Genomic DNA, 1,734 nt, shown 5'->3' with positions numbered 1-1,734 from the left:
AGCATGTTCCAGGCACCCGCACCCGAAACGTGATCCGCCACCAGACCCACCAGGCCCCGGTTGAGGTCGCAGATGAGATCGAAGGCCATCGGCATGAACTCGATGAGCAGGGCGGCGATGAAAAGGTCCAGGGCAAACTGGGCAAGCCCGGCCCGCTGCGCGGGCTTCCCCCCGGAGAAGGCCACCCGGACCCCCGTGATGAGCACGGACAAAACCAGGAGCAGCCATGCCACCACCTTGAACCGGGCGCGGAAGCCCTCCACCACGCCCCACTGCTCGCGGGTGAATATCCCACCCACCTCGGACCCGCCGAACACCAGCTCCCGGATTTCAACCATGCCCAGGCCTTTCATGGCACGGAAGATCAGATTGAGCGGAGCCGCCACCAGGTCGTCTATAAACGTCCCCCCGCCCGACGGTTGCACCTGATCGGGCTGAGGAGCGGTACCCCCCACGTCCCCGGGGACACCGTGCACCGGCTCCTTCGGGCGCCCCTGGGCCCAAGCCCCATTCGCACAAAGCCAGGACGCCACCAGCAAAGCCGCGACCACGGCCAGAAGCACCTTCCCGGCCCGCTTGAGCCTTCCCATTACCCTTCACCCCCTTTCCCGCCCGCAGGCGGCCCGCGGCTCAGCAGCCGCGCCCTCCGGATCTCAGACAGGCTGACGCAGCCCTCTCCAGCAAGCCGGCATCAGCCGCCATGCCAACCAGTCCGCAGCACAGCGCAAGGCCAAGGGCCGGCCAGCCCGGCCCGAACCCGAGCACGCCAAGAAAACCCCCTGCCCCGACCAGGACCGGACCCCACGCCGGAAACACTCCCGCCCCCTCCTTCCTTTCCGCAGGCACTTACCGCTGCTGCAGGACACTCTCCATCAGCTCCCGCTCCAGGTCGGCCGCCACCACGCGCAGGGCCACGGCATCCGCACCCGCCCGCAGCAGGCACTCGCCCCGGTCGCACCCAGCCAGGAAAGCGGCCTCGCCCTCCGTCAGCCGGAACGTCTCCCGCGCCGGCTCCAGGTCAACCGGATTCTGGCGCATGAGAACCAGGGAAGCCATGTTGGTGAGCACCGCCTGGCCCGCGGCGGACTCGGAGAACTCCCGCCAGTGCTGCGAGGCCACCACAAAGGAGCAGCGGCGCTTGCGGCCCCGGCGGGCCATCGTCTGCAGAAACTGCGCCGTCTCAGGATGGCCCATGAAGAGCCACGCCTCGTCAACAACGACCCGCTTCTTCTGCCCCCAGAAGCCCTTCACGAACTTCTCCCAGGTCCACTCGAGCAGAAAGTGCATGGCCACCGGCCGCACGTAGGTCTCCTCCAGGCCTGACACGTCGAAGGCGAGAAGCGGCTCCTCGCCCAGGCGCACGCGGGACTGGCCGTCAAACATCCCGAGCGACCCCCCGGCCAGGCAGGGCTCAAGCAACGCACAGAGGCGGGCCGCGTCCCGTCCCATGCCCTTCAACCGGACATGAAGCGACGAGAACGTGGGCATCTCCTTCGGGGACAGCCCGAAGCCCTCACCGGCCCGCTCGTAAAGCGTGGCCGGGTCGGAGGTTATCCCTCGGGCCTCGTACTCGGCGCGTATGGCGCGCTCGAGCAGCGCCGCCTCGTGGGGATCCAGGCGCTGCCCGCGGCCGTAGGTCTCAAGGACCGCGGTGACCAGGCCCTTCAGCTCCTGCACCTTCTCAAGAAGGTCCAGCACCGGCCCCTGCTCGGTCTCCTCCGGCTCCAGGTCGAA

2 protein-coding genes are annotated in these 1,734 nt (G+C 68.5%); both read right to left on the bottom strand.

Annotation, left to right across the window (positions count from 1 at the left end; all coding sequences use genetic code 11):
- On the bottom strand, nt 1–590 hold a 590-nt coding region (locus AB1609_23040; GenBank protein ID MEW6049311.1), incomplete at its 3' end, for a hypothetical protein.
- A 256-nt stretch (nt 591–846) separates the two neighbouring features.
- Nucleotides 847–1,734: type VI secretion protein (locus AB1609_23035; GenBank protein ID MEW6049310.1), on the bottom strand; the 888-nt coding region annotated here is incomplete at its 5' end.

The organism is Bacillota bacterium (assembly GCA_040754675.1).
Classification (GTDB): domain Bacteria; phylum Bacillota; class Limnochordia; order Limnochordales; family Geochordaceae; genus Geochorda.
The sequence above is the reverse complement of the archived record's forward strand: the minus strand, read 5'-3'. Positions and strand labels throughout refer to the sequence as shown.